Consider the following 19,975-nt stretch of genomic DNA (forward strand, 5'->3'; position numbering starts at 1 on the left):
GTAAGGGTCTCGGCGTACAGGAAGAAGATGATCCCGATGATCTCCCAGTTGGTTGCGATACCGGCCGACGAGGTGACGCTGGCCGGTGACCTCGTACTTCCCGCGCAGGCCAGGGCGATGGTGCTGTTCGCGCACGGCAGCGGCAGCTCACGGCACAGTCCGCGCAACCGCATGGTGGCCACGGAACTGCGTACGGCCGGACTCGGCACCCTGCTCATGGATCTGCTCAGCGAACGCGAGGACGCCCGGGACGCCCTGACGGCCGAGCACCGCTTCGACATCCCGCTGCTGGGGCGACGCCTGGTCGCCGCCATCGACTGGCTGGACGGACAGGCCGAGGCGAGAGGGCTCCCGATCGCGTTGTTCGGCGCCAGTACGGGCGCGGCGGCAGCCCTGGTGGCCGCGGCCGAGCGACCCGAGCGTGTACTGACTGTCGTGTCGCGAGGCGGACGGCCCGATCTGGCGGGCGACGCCCTGGAACGCGTACGAGCTCCAGTACTGCTCATCGTCGGCGGCCGGGACCGCCAGGTGCTCGGGCTCAACGAGGAGGCGGCCGGGCGGCTGCGGGCCCCGCATTCCCTGCATGTGGTGCCGGGCGCCACGCACCTCTTCGAGGAGCCGGGCACGCTGGAAGAGGTCGCGCGGACCGCCAAGGAGTGGTGCGTGGAGCGCGTACGGACCGCGGGGGAGGCCGGCGAGCAGCGGTGACGGTTTCCGGGGGCCGGGCCGAGGTACCCGAGCCCCGTGTTTCTGCTGCGACCTCCCGGCGTCTACGCGCCGCAGGGCGACACCTGGCTGCTGGCCAGGGCCCTGCGGCTGGCGGCGATGCGGCCCGGTGCCCGGGTGCTGGACATCGGCACCGGCACCGGCGCGCTGGCCCTTGCCGCGGCACAGGCGGGCGCGGGCCGGGTGACGGCGGTGGACCTCTCGCCGTGGGCGGTGCTGGCGGCCCGGTTCAACGCGACGGTGCGGCGGGTCCCGGTGCGTGTGCTCAGGGGCGATCTGACGCGTCCGGTCACGGGAGAGACGTTCGACGTGGTCCTGGCCAACCCGCCGTACGTGCCCGCGCCCGGAGGTCCGGTATCGCGCGGGGGAGCGGCCCTGGCGTGGGACGCGGGGCCCGACGGCAGGGCGTTGGTGGACCGCATCTGCACCGCCGCCCCGCCATGCCTCGCGCCCGGCGGGATGCTGCTGATGGTGCACTCGGCCCTGTGCGGCGTCGAAGAGACGCTCGCCCGCCTGCGTGACGACGGGCTCAAGGCGGCGGCGGTCGACCGCGCCACGGTCCCGTTCGGCCCGGTGCTGCGCTCTCGAGCCGCCGAACTCCGCGCCCACGGGCTGATCGACCCTGGACAGGACACGGAGGAGCTGGTGGTGATCCGTGCCGACCAACCACGCCGACTCTGAGCGTCCGCGACGCCCGCGTCGCGTCGTTGTCGTACCGGACGGCCCGATCCTCATCGAGGGCCCGGTCGAGGTCGAACTCGACGACGGCCGCCGCCTCGTCTCCGACCGCTTCGTGGTGGCGCTGTGCGCCTGCCGACGCAGCGGTACGTACCCGTGGTGCGATACGAGCCACCGGAGCCGCCGCCCGTGACGCCATCGTCTTCGGCGTGACGCCATCGTCTTCGGCAGGGCGGCCTTCGACCGGGCCGCCTCGGAAGGACCGTCCTCGAAAGGGCTGTCACAGCCCACGCCCGCGCAGCGATGTCCTCCCCTTGCGCCAGCAATCCAGCAGGTGCCGCTCCATGCGGTCGTCGAGCAGTCCGGTCGCCTGGATACCGAAGACCACGTCCCCGACGAGGCCGGGCTCGGCGGCGAGCAGGCCGCCGATGACATCGCGGCGCAGGACCTGTTCGTGCACGGCGTCGGCCTCGACGTGCTCGTTGTAGAAGAAACGGCAGGCCGGGCCCGCGCCCAGGCGGTCGATCGCGTCGACCATACGGCGCGCGGCGGGGGCCGTGGTGATCTCCGCCGCCGCGAAGTGGCCGACCAGCGCGGCGCGTTGGGCGCGATGCAGGCCCAGGTACGACATCAGGTTCACCGTGGCGAGCGTGACCGCCGGGACGGCGTCCACGTAACGCCCGTACGTCGCATCGAGGCCGGCCTCGGCCATCAGGTCGGCGAACAGCCGGGCGTGCACGCGTTCGGCCCGGCCGCCGCCGAACTCGTCGTACTCGACCGCGACGAGAGCCGCTTTGGCGCGGCCGCCCTCCAGGCGCGGGATGACCCAGGCCTGCGGATCGGCCTCCTTCAGCTGGTAGACGGAGCGATGGGCGAAGTATTCGCGCAGTTGCTCCCGGGTGCCGTCCCGCTTCAGGAACTGGGAGACGCCGCGCGGTTCCCGAGGCTCGGCGAGGAGGGCGTCCAGCTCGCGATCGAGGTCGTCGGGGCTGCCGCCGCCGGCCACGTCCGCACGTAGCGCTTCATGGAAGACGGACTCCATGGCGGCCCGCAACCGCAGCAGCTCCGGGTCCCACTCCCAGCCCGCGTCGACGCCCGAGAAGCCGCGGTAGTGCAGCTCGTAGCAGGCGTAGAGCGCGAGTTGGAGGTCTTCGCCGTACGGATCTGAATGCGGGACCTCGTGCAGAGGCAGCGGGCCGCCCGGTGGCTGCCGGCGGAGGGCGGACAGCACGGCGGAGGACAGCGGCCCGCGCGGCTCGGGGACGACGGGCCCACTCCCACGTGCGCTGACGGGCGTCGCGACGCCGGAGTCCATGGGTCACCTCGAAAGGGGCGGCGTACTCATCGAGCCGTGCGGGTACCCGCCGCCCCCGTGCGTAACCGACACCGAGTCCGCCTCAGGGACGCCTCACTCGGTGAGCGTGGCGAGCGTCGCGTCGAGGTCGGTCGCGCGCGGGCGGTTGTGCGGGAGTTTGGCGAGGACGCGGGCCATGCCGCAGGTGTTCGTAACGGCGGAGAAGACCAGGCCGCCCGCGATGCCCGCGGACAAGAGGCGGGCGCGCGGCCACCGCCGTCCGGCCGCCAGCCCGGCCAGGACGAGCGAACCGGCGGCCAGGCGGACCTGACGTTCCATGGCCCAAACGGCGCGGGCGCCCGCAGGCCGGTGGACGTCGTGGCCGAGTTGAGTCCACGCGCCGGTGCCGCCGCTGAGGGTGGCGGCGGTGATGCCGTGCTCGGCGAGCCGTTCGCAGGCCCGGGCGGAGCGGGCGCCGGAGGCGCACACGACGAGGAGGTCTCCGCGGTCGGCGGCGGTCCGGAGGGCGGACAGTGCCTGGTCGAGATGGTCGAGGGGGATGTTGTGGGCGCCGGGCAGATGCCCGGAGGCGTACTCGCCGGGCGTGCGGACGTCGATGACGGTCAGCTCGTGCAGGCGGGCGTGCGCCTGTTCCGGGGCGAGGACGGTGGTCGCGGTCACGTGGAGTTACCTCTTCTTTCGAGGGGTTGGCCTGCGGGTAGGATACCCGTAGGGGTATGTGAAATTTGTGTGTCGAAGTACGAAGGAGTGGCTGTGGAACTGGCGATGGCGGCCGAGGAGCTGAAGACGGTGGTCAACCGTCTGCGCAGGGCGCAGGGTCAGATCGCGGGTGTGGTCAGGATGATCGAGGAGGGTCGCGACTGCGAGGAGGTGATCACCCAACTCGCGGCGGTCTCCCGAGCCCTGGACAAGGCGGGCTTCGCGATCATCGCCACCGGCCTGCAGCACTGCCTGGCCGACTCGAACCTTGCTGCCGAGGGTGACCGCGAGCAGATGCGGGCCCGCCTGGAGAAGCTCTTCCTCTCGCTTGCTTGATTGCCGGCCTGATCACTCGCCCGAGTCCGAAGCGGACCGATCCGAGGCGGCCCGGTCCGAAGCGGTCAGGGCACCGTTCGCGAACGGCGATCGTCAGCCCTTGCCGCGCGTCCGCTCATGCCCGCGGCGTCCCCTCACGCCACGGCGTCCACGAGCATGAGCGCGGCCACCGCCAGGAGCACCCCCGCGAAGACACGCTGCAACAGCGGACCAGACACCTTCCCCGCCAGCCGCTTGCCGTCCCACGCACCCAGCACCGCCCCCGCCGCGAACGGCGCGACCGCCGCCCAGTCAACCGCCGCGGCGGAGGCGCCACGCAAGGTCAGGGAGGCCAGGGAATTGGTCGTGATGACCAGCAGGCTGGTACCGACGGCGGCCTGCATCTCGAAGGCCAGCACGGTGACGAGCGCCGGCACCGCGAGGAAGCCCCCGCCGACTCCGAGCAGCCCGGTCAGCGCACCTAGACCCGCGCCAACTCCGGCCGCCCTGCCGGGCCGTAGCCCTGCCACGTCCCGTACGACCGTGCCGCCGGCCGGCCGCAGCATCCGCAAGCCCGCGACGGCTGCGACGCCGGCGAACGCGGCGGTCAGCAGCGGCTGCGGCAGACGTGCCGCCGCTGCCCCCGCCGCAGCGGCCGGCAGCAGCCCGGCCGCCGCGAACAACGCGCCCGCCTTCCACCGGACATGCCCGGCCCGGGCATGCGCGTACAGGGCGGTGGCGGAGGTGGCGGTGACGATGAGGAGCCCGGCGGTCGTGGCGGCAGCCGGCGAGAAACCGAGCAGGTAGATCAGCGCGGGTACGGCCAGGATGCTGCCACCCCCGCCCAGCGCACCGAGCGCCAGTCCGACCGCCCCTCCGGCGACCAACGCCAGAATCAGCGTGCTCACGCAGTGACACCGCCGCCCGAGCCGGTGACGGGTACACCCGCGCCCGCCCACGAACCGATCACCTTCATGCGGAGGCGGAGGCGGGCCGGCGCGCGTCAGAGGTGTCCCCGGCCGCCGGACGGACGACGACAAGTCCCGCATCGCGGGCGGCCTCGAACCCATCGTCGACAGCGACCACATCCCGCCCGGCGGCATCGAGCAGCGACGCGGCGATCGCCGCACGCATCCCACCAGCACAGTGCACCCACACCACACCAGGCGGCACCTCGCCCACACGGCCGTGCAGTTGATGGATCGGGATATGCACCGAACCCTCGATGAAACCGCCCGCCCGTTCCGAGTCCCGCCGCACATCCAGGACCACCACGTCGTCCCGTACGCCGACGAGTTCGGCGAAGCGGGCGCGCGTGAAGGAGGCGAGCCGCTCTCCGTCCCGTATCCACGCGGAGGGATCGCCGCTCGCGGCGGCGGCCGGGCGGTCGATGCCCACTCTGGCCAGCTCGCGCTGCGCCTCGGCGATCCGCTCGGCGGTGTCGGCGAGCAGCGTGACGGGCTTGCCCCAGGGGATCAACCAGGCCAGATAGGTGGCGAGTTTGCCCTCGCCCTCGAAGTTGTACGAACCGGCGACATGGCCCTCGGCGAACGCGACGCGGCTGCGCAGGTCCACCACCCATGCCCCGGCGGCCAGCCGGGACGCGATCTCCTCGGCGTCCGCGGGGCGCGGCGGGGTGAGGTCCACCGGTGCCGGTCCTGCCGCGTTCACGGGGCCCATATGCGCGTAGTACGCGGGTATGTCGTCCAGTCCGGCGAGCATTGATGCGACGAATGCGTCCACGTCCTGCGTCAGCGCGTCGTTGTTCTTGCGCTCGGCGCCGATCGTGCTCGCGTCACCCGTGGCCTGCCCACTGGAGCAGAAGCTGCCGAAGCCATGCGTGGGCAGCACCGCGACCTCGTCGTTCAGCTCGTCCGCCAGCCGATGCGCCGAGGCGTGCTGTGCACGGGCCAGCCGCTCGGTCAGCCGCGGCTCGACGAGATCCGGCCGGCCCACCGCCCCGATCAGCAGCGAGCCGCCGGTGAACGCCGCCACCGGCCGGCCGTCCTCCTCCAGTACGTACGAGGTGTGGTGCGGGGTGTGGCCGGGCGTGGCCACGGCGCGCAGCACCAGGCCCTCGTCCACGGCGACCGTGTCGCCATCGGCGACAGGAGTGCGGGCGAAGGACACCGACGCCCCGTCCGGCACCAGGTAATGGGCACCGGTGACACGGGCCAGCTCCAGGCCGCCGCTGACGTAGTCGTTGTGCACGTGGGTCTCCGCCACGTAGGCGATCCGCACCCCGCGCCCGGCGGCAGCGGCGATGACCTGATCGATATCGCGGGGCGGATCCACCACCACGGCGGCCCGGGCGCCTCCGGCCAGGTAACTGCGGTTGCCCAGCCCTTCGAATTCCAGAGTGTCGACGAAGAACACGACTACGACTCCTCACAGGATGCTGTACCCCGGGGGGTATCTAGAGATCTCACCGTAGCAGAAATACCCAGGGGGGTATCCAAGCGAGAACAGAGGCTGACGCGAAGAGCCCCTCGTCCGAAGCTTTTGTGTGTCGCTGAGCGAGTACCCGAAGGCCGGAGAGGAATCAGTCCGTACGCGTCTCATGGAGGGCGCGGCGAGCGACCTCGACGAAGGTCACGACCGACTCCCAGAAGGGTGCGAAGCAGTCGTCGAACCGCTGGGCCGCGTCCGTCTCACCGGCGATCATCGCGCCAAGTGCCCGCCAGTTCTCGCTGGTCGACTCCCGGAGCCGGTCCGCGGCCGAGGCCACCTCCGCCGGGCCCTCCAGATCCACCACCCACACACGCTGCCGCAGCACGGCGTACTCGCCGCGGAGCCGTAGCCGCAGCTCCTCGAGCGCGGCGAGGCGCTCGCCGGCGTCCGTGATCTGGTGCGCGTCGGTCACCTTCCAGTAGAGGTCGCCCATGCGCTGCGCCTGCTCGATGACGTCGACGTACGCCGCCCGCCGCGCCGCCCGCAGCCGGTCCGCCTGCATCGTCGCGGCCGCCGCGTCGGCCTGGATGCGCGCGGCCCGGGCGGTACCGCGGCTGGTCACCCAGCTCGCGAGCACGGCGGTCCCGGCGGTCAGCGCCGCCACCCACAGAGTGTTGTCAGCCAAGGCTCCCCCTCCGCGGGAGTCTGACACGGCGTTACGGGCCGTGGGAGCGTACGGCAGAAGGAGCCGACGCAGCGCACCGCCCGTACACGCTGGCGGCCTAGACTCCCAGCGTGGAGAACACACCGCTCGAGCGGCTCGGTGCCGGCAAGTACCTGCTGATCACGAGCTATCGGAAGAACGGTACGGCGGTCGCGACCCCTGTATGGGTCGTGCGCGACGGCGAGAAACTCGGCGCTTGGTCGGCCGCGGACGCGTGGAAGGTCAAGCGGATCCGCAACCGCGCCGACGTCCTCGTGGGCCCGTGCGACGCGCGCGGCAACCCCACCGGCGAACAGATCCCGGCAACCGCCGAGATCTGCGACCAGGACGTCACCGATCGCTACCGCGCGCTCATCGCCCGCAAATACGGCATCACCGGCCGAATCATCCTGCTCGGCAGCCGACTGCGGCGCGGGAAGACGGGGACGGTGGGGATACGGATCTCCCTGGCGCCGACCGACTGAGACCGATGGTCGCGTTGTCGTCCCTGTCGTCTTGCCGTCCTGTCGTCCCGTCGCGTTGTCGTCCCTTCCGGCGGCCTTTAATGTCCTGGCATGGAACAGCGCATCAGTCTGGTCACGCTGGGAGTCTCCGATGTGACGCGCTCCCGGACCTTTTATGAAGCCCTGGGCTGGCGGGGTCAGGAGGTCGAAGAGACCGTCTTCTTCCAGGCGGGCGGCCTGGCCCTCGTCCTGTGGGGCCGCGAGAAGCTCGCCGCCGACTGCGGGCTGACGGACGGGGCCGCTACCGGCTTCGGCGGGATCGCCCTGGCGCACAACGTACGCTCCGACGCCGAGGTCGACGCTCTCCTCACCGCCGCGGAACGGGCCGGGGCCACCATCACCAAGCCCGCCGCCACCAACGCCATCGGCTTCTACTCCGGCGCCTTCACCGACCCGGACGGCCACGCCTGGGAGATCGCACACAACCCCGGATTCGCCCTCGCCGACGACGGCTCGCTCACCCTCCCCGACTTCGGCGCGCTCTAGGCATCTTGCCCTAGTCGTTGACCAGCACCGCCGCCCCGTCGAAGCGGCCCGACTTCAGGTCCTGCAGCGCCAGTTGGGCTCCCGACAGTGGATACGTGTGAGTGGTGGCGCGTACGCCGTAGCGCGCCGCCAGCGTCAGGAACTCCCTGCCGTCCTCACGGGTGTTGGAGGTGACGCTGCGTACCTCTTTCTCGTGGAACAACTCCCGCTCGTAGTCGAGCGGCGGGATCTCGCTGAGATGGATGCCCGCGATCGACAGGACGCCGCCACGGTCGAGAGCCCGCAGCGCCACGGGGACCAGGGAGCCGACCGGGGCGAACAGGATCGCGCTGTCCAACGGTTCGGGCAGCGGATCGTACGTACCGGCCGCCGAGGTCGCGCCCAGGGCGAGTGCGAGACGCTGGGCGGCCACATCGCGAGTCCGTACGTGGACGGTGGCACCCTGGGCGATCGCCACCTGCGCGCACAGGTGGGCGCTGCCGCCGAATCCGTACAGACCGAGGCGCCCGCCCTCGGGCAGCGCGGCGCGGCGCAGTGCGCGGTAGCCGATGATGCCCGCGCACATCAGCGGGGCCAGGGCGACGTCATCGAGGTCACCGGTCAGCCGGTAGGCGAAGGCGGCCGGAACGGTGGTGTACTCCGCGTAGCCGCCGTCGGCGTCCCAGCCGGTGTAGACCGAGTCCGGGCACAGGTTCTCGTTCCCGCGCGCGCAGTACCCGCAACTGCCGTCGGTACGGCGCAGCCAGGCCACACCGACCCGGTCCCCGACCGTGTATCCGGTCACCGCGTCACCCATGCCCGCCACCCGCCCCACCACCTCGTGCCCCGGCGTCACCCGTGGCCGGTGCACCGGAAGATCGCCCTCGCTGACATGGAGATCCGTACGGCAGACTCCACAGGCGCTCACCTGGACGAGCAGCTCATCGGGCCCCGGCACGGGAACCGGCTTCTCGACGAACCGCAAGGGCTCCCGCTCGATCGGACCCGGCTCGGCCACCACCCATGCACGCATCGTCGTCATGTCGACATGTTCCCGCCGACGCGGCCCGACGGCGCCCTCACCGGCCTCCCTCCATGGACTGGCACGGGCGTTGAACCTCCGGGCGCGATGACGCGTATCAATCCCCAGTACGACCGGTAGGAGAGCAGCGTGTCGACACCGTACGACCCCGAACCGCAGCCGAGCCGCCCGGCGCTCGAGCCCACCAACGTCCTGCCCCGCCGCCGACCAGGCGCCCTGTCGGAACTCGTGCGGCTGGTCGACGCGGTGGAGCGCGAGCGACGCGAGGAGCGGCACGAAGCCACCGCCTTGTCGGCGGCCGAGACGGCCCCGCTCCCTCCGGTGACGGAAGCCGGCCCGCCGCCTTCGGCGGCCGAGACTGCTCCGTTCCCTCCGGCGGCTGAGACCGCCCCGCCTCCTTCGGCGGCTGAGACCGCGCCGCTCCCTCCGGCCGCCGAGTCCCCCCACTCTCCTTCGGCGACCGAGGGCACCCAACCCGCCTGGACACCCGGACCCAACGCGCTTGCCTGGACGACCGAGGACGACACCCAGGAACTGCCGCCCGTCATGAACGAGGAGCGCCCGGGACCGCGACGCAAACCTCGGGCGGGGGACGGGCGCACGCCATGGTTGCGTCGTGCGGCGCTCGCCGTCGCCGCTGTAGCGATCGCCTTGGCGGGCTTCTCCGCCGCACTGCTGCTCACCTGGGACAGGGGCAGCACCGAATCGCAGGCCAAGCAGCCCCCGGCCCCTTCCGCCTCCGCGCCCGCCGCTCCGCCCGCGGCGGCCGACCCGGACGGCCCCGGCGTACTCCGCCAGGGCGCCACCGGCCCCGAAGTGACCGAACTCCAGGAACGGCTGCGGAAGATCCCGAACGTGTACCAGGACGGCGCGACCAGCGGCGAGTACGACGCCACGCTCACCGAGGCCGTCGCCCGATTCCAGCTCTGGTACGGCATCCGCGGCGACGAGACCGGCGTCTACGGCAACGACACCCGCCGCGACCTCGAGTCCCGCACCGCTTCCTAGCCTGCACGTCGACACGTGTGGGATCGCTCCCAGGTCCTCCGGAACTCTTTCTGCCGGAACCGTTGACCAGAAAGCGCTTACCCTCTACGGTCCGTTCAGAACAGTGACCTGGTATCAGGTATCTCGTATATGAGATAGCCGCGCCATGGTCCGTACCACCTGCGGAACTACACATTCCAGAGCCCTATGCCCCACGCATCGGGTGGGCCTCTGTCTGTGTGTAGCGATCAGATCAGTGAACAAAAGTCACATACATGATCCCAGGTTCTCCTGAAGGGACGCACCCGCATGCGTACTCGTCCCCCACGTACCCGAGTGCACAGATCCACCCTGGCCGCGGCAGCCGCGGCCACCCTGGCGACCGTCACCGTGCTCGCCCTTCCCCAGTCGGCCGGCGCCGCCGAGACCGCCCCCATCGGCTTCGGTGCCGGCACCACCGGCGGCGGCAACGCGAGCGCGGTGACCGTGTCGAGCCTGGCCGCGTTCAAGACGGCCGTCGCGGGCGGATCGGCGAAGGTGGTCCGGGTCAACGGCCTGATCTCGTTGAGCGGTCAGGTCGACATCGGCTCCAACACCACAGTGCTGGGCGTCGGTTCGTCGTCCGGGTTCACCGGTGGCGGGCTGCGAATCAAGGAGGCGACAAACGTCGTCGTCCGGAACCTCAACATCAGCAAGCCGCTCAAGCCCTCGGACGGGATCACCGTCCAGGAGTCTACGAAGGTGTGGATCGACCACAACTCCTTCTCGGCGGACCGCGATCACGACAAGGACTACTACGACGGTCTGCTGGACATCAACCACGGCTCCGACCATGTGACGGTGTCCTGGAACACCTTCAAGGACCACTTCAAGGGCTCCCTCGTCGGCCACAGCGACAACAACGCCTCAGAAGACACCGGCCACTTGAAGGTGACGTACCACCACAACCACTTCAACAACGTCTACTCGCGCATCCCCAGCCTGCGCTTCGGCACCGGGCACTTCTACAACAACTACGTGTCCGGCGCCGACACCGCCTGCCACTCGCGCATGGGCGCCCAGATGCTCGTCGAGAACAACGTCTTCCGCTCGACGAAGATCGCGGTCACCACGAACCGCAGCAGCGACGTCGACGGATACGCCAACCTGCGCGGCAACGACCTCGGTGGAGCCGCCACCGAGATCTCGCGGGTCGGCAGCTTCACCAGTCCGCCCTACGGCTACACCGCCGAGCCCGCGTCGTCCGTCGTCGCCTCGGTGACGTCCGGGGCGGGCGCCGGAAAGCTCTGACGCCTCGCGCCACGGCAGCCCGGCACCGCAACACCTCGCACCCAACCCCGCACCACACTCAACCCCTCACCACGACAGAAGGAATCGGGACATGACTTCTGCGACACGATCGCGCGCTCACGGGCGCGCGGCGACCGGCGCGCTGGCCGCACTCGGCTTAGCTGTTGGCATGATCATGACCACCGGCGCCTCCCCGGCGGCCGCCGCCACGTGGCCGACCCCCAACGGCAGCCAGGGAACCTCCTCCACCATCTCCGTGTCCGGCACCAAGGACTACGGGATGAAGCAGTTCTACGGCACCGGTGACCTGGCCGGCGACGGCCAGGAAGAGGGCCAGGACCCGATCTTCAAGCTCGCGCCCGGCGCGACGCTGAAGAACGTCATCATCGGCGCGCCCGGCGCCGACGGCATCCACTGCGAGGGCAACTGCACCCTGCAGAACGTGTGGTGGGCGGACGTCGGCGAGGACGCCGCCACCTTCCGCGGCGGCTCGACGTACAACGTGATCGGCGGTGGCGCCAAGAAGGCCGCCGACAAGGTCTTCCAGCACAACGGGCCCGGCACGGTGAACATCTCCAACTTCGCCGTCCAGGAGTTCAAGACCCTGTACCGCTCGTGCGGAGACTGCTCCACGCAGCACACCCGCAAGGTCAACCTCAGCAACATCGAGGTGACCGGCACCGGATCCACCGCCCGCCTGGTCGGCATCAACGTCAACCGCAATGACGTGGCGACCCTGCGCGGCATCACGATCCTCAACGATGGCAGCCGCAAGGTCATCCCCTGCCAGAAGTACAACAACAACTCCGCCGTCGGAACGGGCCCCGACAGCACGAACTGCAAGTACAGCAACTCGGACATCACCTACAGGTAGGCCCGGCTGGCAGGTAGCCCTGCCACGGTGACGGCGGCCGTACGAAGCGCCCCCGCACGGCGCTTCGTACGGCCGCCCTCGCGTGAGCGGGCCAGGAGATACGTACGCGTGCGGTCCTGAACGCCCGTATACGTGCCAGAATCGCACCGTGGATCGGGGGGTCCTCGAGAGAGGCCACGAGTTGGAGCGACTGGCCGCCGCCGCGCGGGACACGGCGGACGGAGCCGGTTCGGTGGCGCTCGTCTTCGGAGAGGCCGGTATCGGCAAGTCGAGCCTGGTGAAGGCCATGCCGAGTGTGCCGCGGGCTGCCACGGCGTCTGCGCCTGATGCGCCAACACCGACCTGTACTGGGCGATCCGCGGCGGCGGAAACTTCGGCGTCGTCACCTCGTTCCTGTTCCGCCTGCACGAGGTGAGTACGGTCGTCGCCGGGCCAACCTTCTGGCCCGTCGAACTCGGCGCCGAAGTCCTCACCGCCTACCGGGACTTCATCCCGCACGCGCCCCGCGACCTCAACGCCTTCTTCCTCTTCGGCTCCGTCCCGCCGGCCCCGCCGTTCCCCGAGGAACTGCACCTGCGCAAGATCGCCGGCGTCGTCTGGTACTACGCGGGCGAGGACACGGACGCGGCGGCACGGGTCATGGCACCGTTGCTCGACGCACTGCCCACGCCCCTGCTGCACGCCCCCGCGCCGATGCCGCACCCCGCGATCCAGTCGGCGTTCGACGGCCTCTACCCGCCCGGCGACCAGTGGTACTGGCGCGCGGACTTCGTCAACGACATCCCCGGCGACGCGATCGGCCCGCACGCCAAGTTCGGCGCCGAACTGCCGACCTGGAAGTCGACGATGCACCTGTACCCGATCGACGGCGCCGTCCACGACCTCGCACCGACGGACACCGCCTGGAGCTACCGCGACGCACGCTGGGCATCCGTCTACGCGGGCGTGGACTCCGACCCGGCCAATGCCGAGGCCATCAAACAATGGACGGTCGACTACTTCGACGCCCTGCACCCGTTCTCGGCGGGCGGCGCCTACGTCAACATGATGATGGACGAGGGCCAGGAACGCGTACGCGCGAGCTACCGCGACAACTACGCCTGCCTGGCCCGCGTGAAGGCCGACCGTGATCCGGAGAACCTGTTCCGGCTCAACCAGAACATCCAGCCGGCCGAGGGCTGACGATCAGTCAGCGTGCCGCATCACGGCTTGCGGGCCACGCCTCCGTAGACGTCCGTGGGCTCGGGCGACGTCCCGGGCTCCGGGCGCCACAGCGGGCAGGAGACGATGCCGGGCTCCAGCAGTTCGAGACCCTCGTAGTACGCGGAGATCTGCTCGGGGCTGCGCAGTACGTACGGGATGGCGCCCGTGTCGTCGTAGCCCTCCTGGGCCTCCTTGAGGGCGGCGTCGGTGTCGGTGCTGTCGTAGTGCACGAAGTAACTGCCCGAGGGGAGTGCGGCCTGGAGGCGGCGGACGATCGACTTGGCCTCCTCGTAGTCCTGGATGTGGCCGAGGATGCCCATGAGCATCAGGGCGACGGGCTTGGTGAAGTCCAGGATCTCGCCCGCCTGCGCGATGATCTTCTCGGGCTCGTGCAGATCCGCGTCGATGTAGTTGGTGACGCCCTCGGGAGTGCTGGTCAGCAGGGCCTGGGCGTGCCGGAGCACCAGCGGGTCGTTGTCCACGTAGACGATGCGGGACTCGGGTGCCACGCGCTGGGCTACCTGGTGGGTGTTGTCGTACGAGGGCAGGCCCGTGCCGATGTCCAGGAACTGGCGGATGCCGAGCTCGCCGGCCACCAAGGTCACCGTGCGGATCAGATAGTCACGGGAGGCGCGGGCCATGGTCTCGATGTTCGGCGCGGTCTCGCGGTACGCGTCGCCCGCCACCCGGTCGACCTCGTAGTTGTCCTTGCCGCCCATCCAGTAGTTCCAGATCCGGGCCGAATGCGGCACCGTGGTGTCGATCTTGGACAGGGCGTCCTGGTCGGGATGGGACTGGGCTTCTGCCATCAGAATTCTCCTGCCGTGCGTCACGGGTCTGTGCTCAACCTACCGTCAACTTCCCTGTGAATTGCCCCAGTTGAAAAGGGGACGAGTCAGGCGCACGGATCGGAGGGCCGAGGCCCCCGACGTCCACGGTGATGACGGGGACGTGCTGGGCGAGAGTGTGGAACGCGCGTTCGTACGCGCTGACCGCACGGGCGCCTTCTGTGTTCTCCGCGTTCTGCTGTTTCTGAGGCGCCGTCTGTCCATGAGTCAGCGTCAGATGCACTAAGGCCCCGTCGCGTTCGGCGATCGCCTCGGCGAAATCCAGGGCCTGGATCCAGGTCACCCGGGACTGGCCCCGGCGCATCGGCCCGTAGACGAGTTCGTGGATGATGCTGCCGTCGACGGCCAACAGGCCCGGTGCGGCGAGGAGTTCACGGTACGGGCGGCAGGGGTCCACATGGTGCGGCTGTGCCTCTGCGCGGCGGATGAGGAATCCGTGGCGGGCGAGTTCGGTGAGCAGACCGCTCCTGCAGATGCCGTCAGGGCCATCGACGACCAGCGTTCGGCAGTGGGCGACGGCGTGATGGAGCGTGTGCATACCACTCCCTCCGGGCGACCGACTTCCTCAGTGTGACCGGGCGACCCGCACGAGGGGAGTCCGCGTGCGGGTTTTCCCGTGGTGCCTCAGGCGACGAGGAAGTCCGCCTTGCCGGACTTCGCGCCCTCCAGGAACGTCAGCATCTCGTCCCGGGTGTAGATCAGCGCGGGACCCTCGGGGTCGGTGGACTGGCGGACGGCGACGCTGCCGTCGGGCAGCCGCTTGGCCTCGACGCAGCTCCCGCCGTTCGTGCCGCTCCAGGGCTTGTGCCAGCCCTCGGTGCCCAGGTCGGTGGCCGGCATGCCGCTGTAGATGGGGTCCTTGGCGTTCATTCGTCCAACTCCTTGCGCAATTTGCCCAGGATGTCCCTGGTTCGAGCGACCGGTTCCGCCTGCACGGACATCCGGTCCATAACTTCGAGATACGTGACGACGTCGGCGGGCTGATCGACATAGACCGCGCCGGCGAGGCTTTCGGTGTAGACGACGTCGGGAAGCTCGGAGAAACCGAAACGGAAGTAGTGGAACGGGCCGTAAGCGCCGGGATGTGCTCCCGCGTCGAGGCCGATGATCTGGATCCGGACCTTCGGCAGGTCCAGCGCCTCCTCCAGCCGGTCGATCTGCGCCTGCATCACCTGGCGTCCACCCACCGGGCGGCGCAGCACCGACTCCTCCAGGATGGCCCAGATGGCGGGTGACTCCGGCTTGGCGAGCAGGTCCTGGCGCTTGAGGCGCAGGGTGACCCGGCGCTCTATGTCCTCCTTCGACTCGTTGGGGAACCCCACCCGCATCAGGGCGGTGGAGTAGTCGTGGGTCTGCAACAGGCCCGGGACGTAGTGGGGTTCGTAGAGGCGGATGACGCTGGCTTCGCTCTCCAGGCTCACGTAGGCGCTGAACCACTCGGGCAGTACGTCGCGGTACTTGTACCACCAGCCGGGCTGGTTGGCCTCCCTGGCCAGATTGAGGAAGTCGTCGATCTCCTCCGCCGGAACCCCGTAGGTGCGCAGCAACTCCTTTACGTACGGGATACGTAGGCCGACCTCGGCCTTTTCTATCCGCCGGACCGTCAGAGGGGTCACCTCGATGGCCCGTGCCGCGTCCTCGAACGACACCCCGGCCTGCTCCCGCAGTTGCCGGAGCCGCTTGCCGAGGACCATCCGCAGGACTGTCGGCGCGTTGCCGCCAGAGCGGTTGTCGCTCACGTCCACCCTCCCGGAACGGCCGTCACAGCGAGCAGTGTGTCACGTCGCCGCTGACAGAGACAGGGCGATGCGGATAGTTCTGAAATTATCAGAACGCGTGTTGCGAGTTGTGTGTGGAGGCCGTCATAGTGGCGGAGTGACCTGTCGCACAGTCAGCGGCGACGGCGGTCAACCGTGCCCGGTCGCACGGGAGTTGATCGCCCGGCAGGTACGGGATGCCGCGCACCGTGATGCGAGACCGGGATGGCCACCGTGACCGACGGACAATCAAGGAGTCCGGCCAAGGGCCCCGCGAGGGCCGAAAAGGTGCTGGCCGCCGCCGTTTTGGAGGGTGGCAGTTCGTACGCGTCTGTCGCGCTCCGGGTCGGTGAACCGAGCCGCCGGGTACGGCTTGAGGAGGTCGTCCCGGTCGCGGTCGGCGAGCCTGCCGGCCATCTGCGCACCGTGGTCACGGCCCAGCCGTCGCGTGCCTCCAAGAGCGTGTGGTTCACGCTGACGCTTCGGGAGCCCTCATGAACGGCATCGGTGCTTCAAGGCACTTGACCCAGGACGCGCCACACGAGGAGCACGAGGAACACACCGCCCTCACGCACGAGGCACCCCAGGACCCGGGCACGCAGGTGCTTCCCGCGCTGGCCTCCGCCCTCGCCTGCGAGCTCGTCCGCAGGGCGGAGGAGGAACAGCGGCTCATGCGGCAGGCGCAGCGCAATCGCACGCCCGGCCTGCGCCGCAGCATCCTCGACTGCCGCAGGGACAACGCCGAGGCGCTCAAGGCGATCGTCCGCCGGCACGGCTGGCCGACCGCCGACCTGGTGGGCGCTCAGGCCTCGACGGCGGCCCTGATGATCCTGCTGCACGCCCCGGAGCTCGACTTCCAGCTCGGCTGCCGCGATCTGATCGCCCAGGCCACGGCGGACGGCCGCTGCCCCGCGCTGCATCACGCCTACATCGCCGACCACTGCGCCGTCGAACTGGGCCAGCCGCAGTACTACGGCACGCGCATCAACCCGGCGACGTTCCGCCCGTACCCGACCCGCTGCCCGGACACCCTCGACGAGCGCCGCCGGGACGTCGGTCTGGCCCCGCTGGAAGAGCAGATGCGAATGCTGCGTCACGGGGCATGAGTCGGCGGCCATTTCCAGGTTCCGACGGCCCCGACCCCTCAGCCGGACGTGGTTGCCCCCGGCTCGATCAGGCCTTCGCGGTAGGCGAGGGCCACGGCCTCGGTGCGGCTGGCGGCGCCCAACTTGGCGAGGATGTTGGAGACATGGACGCTCGCCGTCTTGCCGCTGATGAACAGCTCCTCGCCGATCTGGCGGTTGGTGCGGCCGAGGGCGAGGAGCCGTAGGACGTCGTTCTCGCGGGCGGTCAGCGCAGGAATCCCGGCCGCCGTGGGTGGGGTCTCCGCGAGGCGGCCCCGCCGGATGAGTGCGTCCACACTGTCGCGCAGCGGCACGGCGCCGAGCCGGTCGGCCGTGTCCCGTGCGGCGCGCGCCCGCTCGGCGGCCTCTTCGCGGCGGTCGGCCGCCACCAACGCCTCCGCGAGGCGGAGTTGGCAGCGGGCCCGCTCGTAGACGTCCCCGTAGCCGAACGCGGCGACGGCCTTCTCCCAGGCTTCGACATCCGGCCCGCTGGTGGCCCGGGCCCATTCCGCCTCCGCGCGGGCGAGCCAGGCCAGACCCTCCGGGCCCTGCCGTTCACCGTCCTCGCCTTTGGTAGCCGTGGCCCGGGCCAGCTCCACCAGCTCCGTGGCCGTGTCCGTCCAGCGGAGAGCGGCCGCTTCGTCGCCGGTCAGCCGCAGCTGAACCGCCGTGTCCGCGACGGCGGACAGGGCGAGGGCCGCGAGCCGGACGGCGACATCGGGCCGCTCCGCGCCGGATTCGTCGGTCAGCGCTTCGAGCGTCGTACGCACCCGCTCGACGGCCTCTTCCGGCTCACCTCGCAGGGCCGCGGCGTCGGTGAGCACGACGCCCGCGACGAGGGTGGCCATCCAGTCGAACGGTCCGTCGAGGAGGGCGCGGGCCCGCTCGGCGGCCGTCCGTTCGCCGCGGGCCAGAGCCACGTGCAGCGCGGGACCGATCGCGAAACCGCTCGCCGTCGGCAGCCGTTCGGCTTCTGTGGCCGCCGATTGCACGCATTCGTCCCAGCGGCCCACGGTGTAGAGCACCACGGTGCGCAGGTAGAGCATCTCCAGTGCGTACGGCGAGTAGTGGAGCCCGGTGCGCTCCGCGCGCCCGAGTCCGTCGGAGAGCCAGGTGAGGCACTCGTCGGGGTCGCCGGATTCGTAGGACCCGATGGCGAGATTGAAGAGCGCACGCATCTCGACGGGGACGCTGCCGGCCTGACGGGCCAGCTCCCGTGCCTCCCGTAGCCGGGAACGTCCTTCCGGAGTGCGGCGGTTGTGTGTTTCGAGACTGGTCAGGGAGATCAGCAGATCGGCCTGCGCGTCGGCCACGCCGAGTTCCTCGGCGACGCGCAGGGACTGGCGCGCGACCTGGCGGCCGACCTCGTACTCGCCCACTTGAAACGCCGCCTTGACATGGGTGGCCGCGGCCCACACCCAGGTCGGCGACTCGGGCTCCGCGGAGATCAGGTCGAGCGCCTCGCTGCTGTACCTGAACGCCGCTTTGAGGCTGTCGGCCCGTATCAGATTGCCCGCGAGTGTGTACCGGACGCGGACGGCGAGTTCGGCGTCTGTGTGCGAGCCGACACGGGCGAGCGCGGAACGGGTGAGCGCGACCGCACGGTGGGTCTCGCCGGCGTGCGCTGCCGCGGCCGAGGCGCGCAGGGTGAGCGCCACCGTGTCGTCTGCGCCGTCCGGCAGTGCGGAGCGGGGCACCGCCGGCCACAGGTCGAGGGCGGCTTCGAGGTGGCGGAGTTCCTCGGCGGGCGCGCCGATTCGCGCGGCGTGGTCGGCTGCCTCGAGGGAGGCCGCGAGCGCGTCGGCCAGGTCGTGGCTCTCACGGGAGTGGTGGGCGCGCTCCGCCGCACTCTCGGGCTTGTGGCCCCGCGCGGCCAGCAGCCGGGCGAACTCGCGGTGCAGCCGCACCCGCTCGCCCGGCAACAGATCGGCGTAGACGGCCTCGCGGATGAGTGCGTGCCGGAAGGAGTACGTGTCGTCCTCGCCGGGCACGAGGAGCTGCCGGCCGACGGCCTCGCGCAGCGCCGACTCCAGCTCCTGTTCCGGCAGGCCGACGGCGTCGCGCAGCAGCTCGTGCTCGACGCGGCGCCCGGCGACTGCCGCCGTGCGCAGTACCTGCTGGGCGGTGGCGGCCAGTTGCTCGAAGCGGATGAGGAGGACGTCGGCGAGGCCGCTGGGCACGGCGGACGCCGGATCGGATCCGCCGGGGCCGGGCAGGGTGTCGGCGGTGGCGGCGAGCAGCTCCTCCGCGTAGAAGGCGTTGCCCTCGGCGCGCTCGACGATACGGCGGACGGTGGCCTCCGGCAGCGGAGCGGCCCGCTGGGCGCGTACCAGCCGGGCCACCTCGGCATCGGGCATCGGCCGCAGCTCGAGACGGCTGACGGCGGGCAGCCGCACCAGCTCGGCCAGCAGGGGGCGCAGCGGGTGGCGGCGGTGCAGATCGTCGACCCGGTACGAGGCGAAGATCGCCAGTCGGTGGGCGGGGGAGCCGCCCGCCGGCCGCTGGAGAATGCCCCGGCTCAGCAGGAAACGCAGCAGGTCGCGGGAGGACTGGTCGGCCCAGTGCAGGTCCTCGAGGACCAGCAGCAGGGCCGTGACCTCGGAGAGGTCGGCCAGCAGAGCGGCCATGTCCTCGAACAGCTGCAGCCGGCTGCCCGCGTCCCGTACGGCACCGCCGCCGTCGCCGAGCAGTCGGCCGACCACGGGATGCTTTGCCAGGGTGGCGGAGAACCGGTCGTCGGCGGCGAGCACGCCGAGGACCTCGGTGAACGGCAGATACGGCAGGCCGACGTCACCGAGGTCGACGCAGTGTCCCGTGAGCACGGTCGTGCCGCTCTCCACCGCGTGCCCTGCGGCCTCGGCCAGCACGCGCGTCTTGCCCACACCGGCGTCCCCGGCCACCAGCACGGCACGCGCCTCACCTGCCCGGGCATGCTCCAATACCCGGGTCAGGCGGGCGAGTTCGTCCTCGCGGCCGATGAACGGCGTGGTGAATGCGGTGGTCGGCACGAAACCATCCTGGCACGCGCCACTGA

24 protein-coding genes are annotated in these 19,975 nt (G+C 70.7%); 13 read left to right on the forward strand and 11 right to left on the reverse strand.

Annotated features, from left to right (window positions below; translation table 11 throughout):
* Positions 1-36: 36 nt before the first annotated feature.
* From OHT21_RS42120 to OHT21_RS42130, 3 genes are read left to right on the forward strand one after another with little or no spacing between them, the layout of a single operon-like run.
* The gene (locus tag OHT21_RS42120) at positions 37-708 is read left to right on the forward strand and encodes a dienelactone hydrolase family protein (protein ID WP_328774430.1); all 672 of its coding nucleotides are present in this window, start codon (positions 37-39) and stop codon (positions 706-708) included.
* 36 nt (positions 709-744) lie between these two features.
* Entirely contained in the window at positions 745-1,407 is a 663-nt protein-coding gene (locus OHT21_RS42125) for a HemK2/MTQ2 family protein methyltransferase (RefSeq protein ID WP_328773512.1), read from the forward strand.
* A complete protein-coding gene (locus OHT21_RS42130) occupies positions 1,382-1,597 on the forward strand; it encodes a CDGSH iron-sulfur domain-containing protein (RefSeq protein WP_328773513.1) in 216 nt (71 codons plus the stop codon). The genes OHT21_RS42125 and OHT21_RS42130 overlap by 26 nt, the downstream gene beginning before the upstream one ends.
* Positions 1,598-1,684: 87 nt before the next feature.
* On the opposite strand, the gene OHT21_RS42135 is transcribed toward OHT21_RS42130, so the two are convergent.
* Together OHT21_RS42135 and OHT21_RS42140 are read right to left on the reverse strand one after the other, a co-directional pair.
* Positions 1,685-2,719, reverse strand: coding sequence for an iron-containing redox enzyme family protein (locus OHT21_RS42135; protein WP_328773514.1), 1,035 nt, complete (start codon positions 2,717-2,719; stop codon positions 1,685-1,687).
* A gap of 93 nt (positions 2,720-2,812) precedes the next feature.
* Positions 2,813-3,379: a rhodanese-like domain-containing protein gene (locus tag OHT21_RS42140; RefSeq protein ID WP_328773515.1), complete on the reverse strand. Its 567-nt coding sequence runs from the start codon at positions 3,377-3,379 to the stop codon at positions 2,813-2,815.
* 93 nt (positions 3,380-3,472) lie between these two features.
* On the opposite strand from OHT21_RS42140, the gene OHT21_RS42145 reads away from it, so the two are divergent.
* Entirely contained in the window at positions 3,473-3,754 is a 282-nt protein-coding gene (locus tag OHT21_RS42145; RefSeq protein ID WP_328773516.1) for a metal-sensitive transcriptional regulator, read from the forward strand.
* A gap of 134 nt (positions 3,755-3,888) precedes the next feature.
* Here the strand turns inward: OHT21_RS42145 and OHT21_RS42150 are convergent, their stop codons facing one another.
* From OHT21_RS42150 to OHT21_RS42160, 3 genes are all read right to left on the reverse strand, one after another.
* Positions 3,889-4,641, reverse strand: a complete 753-nt coding sequence (locus OHT21_RS42150) for a sulfite exporter TauE/SafE family protein (protein WP_328773517.1) — start codon at positions 4,639-4,641, stop codon at positions 3,889-3,891.
* Positions 4,642-4,705: 64 nt separating this feature from the next.
* Positions 4,706-6,109, reverse strand: a complete 1,404-nt coding sequence (locus tag OHT21_RS42155; protein WP_328773518.1) for an MBL fold metallo-hydrolase — start codon at positions 6,107-6,109, stop codon at positions 4,706-4,708.
* Positions 6,110-6,275: 166 nt separating this feature from the next.
* A complete protein-coding gene (locus tag OHT21_RS42160; RefSeq protein WP_328773519.1) occupies positions 6,276-6,809 on the reverse strand; it encodes a hypothetical protein in 534 nt (177 codons plus the stop codon).
* Between the two features lie 110 nt (positions 6,810-6,919).
* Here OHT21_RS42160 and OHT21_RS42165 point away from each other — a divergent pair, with 110 nt between their 5' ends.
* Both OHT21_RS42165 and OHT21_RS42170 read left to right on the forward strand, forming a co-directional pair.
* The gene (locus tag OHT21_RS42165) at positions 6,920-7,312 is read left to right on the forward strand and encodes a PPOX class F420-dependent oxidoreductase (protein ID WP_328773520.1); all 393 of its coding nucleotides are present in this window, start codon (positions 6,920-6,922) and stop codon (positions 7,310-7,312) included.
* Between the two features lie 90 nt (positions 7,313-7,402).
* Entirely contained in the window at positions 7,403-7,837 is a 435-nt protein-coding gene (locus OHT21_RS42170; protein ID WP_328773521.1) for a VOC family protein, read from the forward strand.
* 10 nt (positions 7,838-7,847) lie between these two features.
* Here OHT21_RS42170 and OHT21_RS42175 read toward each other — a convergent pair whose 3' ends face one another.
* Complete coding sequence (locus OHT21_RS42175) at positions 7,848-8,849, reverse strand: zinc-binding alcohol dehydrogenase family protein (protein ID WP_328774431.1); 1,002 nt, start codon at positions 8,847-8,849, stop codon at positions 7,848-7,850.
* 138 nt (positions 8,850-8,987) lie between these two features.
* Between OHT21_RS42175 and OHT21_RS42180 the strand changes: the two genes are divergently transcribed.
* The 5 genes from OHT21_RS42180 (at position 8,988) to OHT21_RS42200 (ending at position 13,191) form a co-directional block, all read left to right on the forward strand.
* On the forward strand, positions 8,988-9,866 hold the full coding sequence (locus OHT21_RS42180; protein WP_328773522.1) for a peptidoglycan-binding domain-containing protein: 879 nt from the start codon (positions 8,988-8,990) through the stop codon (positions 9,864-9,866).
* Positions 9,867-10,154: 288 nt separating this feature from the next.
* Positions 10,155-11,135, forward strand: coding sequence for a pectate lyase family protein (locus OHT21_RS42185; RefSeq protein ID WP_328773523.1), 981 nt, complete (start codon positions 10,155-10,157; stop codon positions 11,133-11,135).
* 91 nt (positions 11,136-11,226) lie between these two features.
* Positions 11,227-12,009 carry a pectate lyase gene (locus tag OHT21_RS42190; protein WP_328773524.1) on the forward strand — a complete coding sequence of 261 codons (783 nt, stop codon included), beginning with the start codon at positions 11,227-11,229 and terminating at the stop codon, positions 12,007-12,009.
* 148 nt (positions 12,010-12,157) lie between these two features.
* Positions 12,158-12,424, forward strand: coding sequence for an ATP-binding protein (locus tag OHT21_RS42195; RefSeq protein ID WP_328773525.1), 267 nt, complete (start codon positions 12,158-12,160; stop codon positions 12,422-12,424).
* The gene (locus OHT21_RS42200; protein ID WP_328773526.1) at positions 12,421-13,191 is read left to right on the forward strand and encodes a BBE domain-containing protein; all 771 of its coding nucleotides are present in this window, start codon (positions 12,421-12,423) and stop codon (positions 13,189-13,191) included. The genes OHT21_RS42195 and OHT21_RS42200 overlap by 4 nt, the downstream gene beginning before the upstream one ends.
* A gap of 20 nt (positions 13,192-13,211) precedes the next feature.
* Here OHT21_RS42200 and OHT21_RS42205 read toward each other — a convergent pair whose 3' ends face one another.
* The 4 genes from OHT21_RS42205 to OHT21_RS42220 form a co-directional block, all read right to left on the reverse strand.
* On the reverse strand, positions 13,212-14,021 hold the full coding sequence (locus OHT21_RS42205) for an SAM-dependent methyltransferase (protein ID WP_328773527.1): 810 nt from the start codon (positions 14,019-14,021) through the stop codon (positions 13,212-13,214).
* 34 nt (positions 14,022-14,055) lie between these two features.
* Positions 14,056-14,598 carry a hypothetical protein gene (locus OHT21_RS42210; RefSeq protein ID WP_328773528.1) on the reverse strand — a complete coding sequence of 181 codons (543 nt, stop codon included), beginning with the start codon at positions 14,596-14,598 and terminating at the stop codon, positions 14,056-14,058.
* 86 nt (positions 14,599-14,684) lie between these two features.
* Positions 14,685-14,930: a DUF397 domain-containing protein gene (locus tag OHT21_RS42215; protein WP_328773529.1), complete on the reverse strand. Its 246-nt coding sequence runs from the start codon at positions 14,928-14,930 to the stop codon at positions 14,685-14,687.
* Positions 14,927-15,754: a helix-turn-helix domain-containing protein gene (locus OHT21_RS42220; RefSeq protein WP_328774432.1), complete on the reverse strand. Its 828-nt coding sequence runs from the start codon at positions 15,752-15,754 to the stop codon at positions 14,927-14,929. Before OHT21_RS42220 ends, OHT21_RS42215 begins: the two co-directional genes overlap by 4 nt.
* Before the next feature lie 297 nt (positions 15,755-16,051).
* On the opposite strand from OHT21_RS42220, the gene OHT21_RS42225 reads away from it, so the two are divergent.
* Both OHT21_RS42225 and OHT21_RS42230 read left to right on the forward strand, forming a co-directional pair.
* Positions 16,052-16,315, forward strand: a complete 264-nt coding sequence (locus OHT21_RS42225) for a hypothetical protein (protein WP_328773530.1) — start codon at positions 16,052-16,054, stop codon at positions 16,313-16,315.
* A complete protein-coding gene (locus OHT21_RS42230) occupies positions 16,312-16,923 on the forward strand; it encodes a DUF6624 domain-containing protein (RefSeq protein ID WP_328773531.1) in 612 nt (203 codons plus the stop codon). Before OHT21_RS42225 ends, OHT21_RS42230 begins: the two co-directional genes overlap by 4 nt.
* Before the next feature lie 38 nt (positions 16,924-16,961).
* Here the strand turns inward: OHT21_RS42230 and OHT21_RS42235 are convergent, their stop codons facing one another.
* Complete coding sequence (locus OHT21_RS42235) at positions 16,962-19,949, reverse strand: helix-turn-helix transcriptional regulator (protein ID WP_328773532.1); 2,988 nt, start codon at positions 19,947-19,949, stop codon at positions 16,962-16,964.
* Between the last annotated feature and the right edge of the window lie 26 nt (positions 19,950-19,975).

It is taken from the genome of Streptomyces sp. NBC_00286 (assembly GCF_036173125.1).
In the GTDB taxonomy this organism is placed as follows: domain Bacteria; phylum Actinomycetota; class Actinomycetes; order Streptomycetales; family Streptomycetaceae; genus Streptomyces.